This is a genomic window from Myroides sp. N17-2, assembly GCF_002286775.1.
Lineage (GTDB): Bacteria > Bacteroidota > Bacteroidia > Flavobacteriales > Flavobacteriaceae > Flavobacterium.
The window spans coordinates 1-643 of the sequence record NZ_NSGJ01000108.1 but is presented as its reverse complement, the minus strand read 5'-3'; the positions used below and the strand labels follow the sequence as shown (position 1 = coordinate 643).

Below are 643 nucleotides of genomic sequence, written 5' to 3'. Positions count from 1 at the left end.
CCTAAATAAGACTTATCTGAATATAAAAACAAACCTGCTCCTACATTGGGATTAAACTTGTTATTTATGTTTTCTTTAAACTTAGGATCTTCTGGATTATAAATATCTAGTTTTGTATAATCTACATCTAGTAAATTCGCTGTAGCTTTTAATCCAAATGACAATTTATAATTATCATTCAAATCAATTGCATAAGCTAAGTTCACTGAGAAATTATTCTCTGACATTGCTCCAATTCGATCATTGGTATAGTTAATACCTCCTGACAGTCCATTATCTCCTAAAGGAGTGTCTATCGAAATATTTGCTGTCTGAGGAGCACCATCCAATCCAACCCACTGAGTACGATACATACCAAAAACACTTAATACTCCTCGTGTCCCAGAATATCCAGGGTTTATATTTGTCGTATTATACATATAATGTGTGTACATCGGATCTTGTTGTCCATACATAACTGATGATCCTAAAAACATCAATGATAATAACATCCCTAATTGTATACCTTTTCCTATTTTCATTGCAAGCTTTTTTTCTAGTTATTCTCTAAATGTAAGTATCCAGATTTCTTAATCCACTCTGAACCTGTTGATGTACGTATTTCGTATCTAACAATATAGAAATAGGTTCCAGTTGGTAATTT

The 643-nt window shown here is 32.0% G+C and carries 1 protein-coding gene; it reads right to left on the bottom strand.

Features of this window, described 5'->3' with window-relative positions; translation table 11 throughout:
* On the bottom strand, positions 1-521 hold a 521-nt coding region (locus CF599_RS19275), incomplete at its 3' end, for a PorP/SprF family type IX secretion system membrane protein (protein WP_173835580.1).
* Between the last annotated feature and the right edge of the window lie 122 nt (positions 522-643).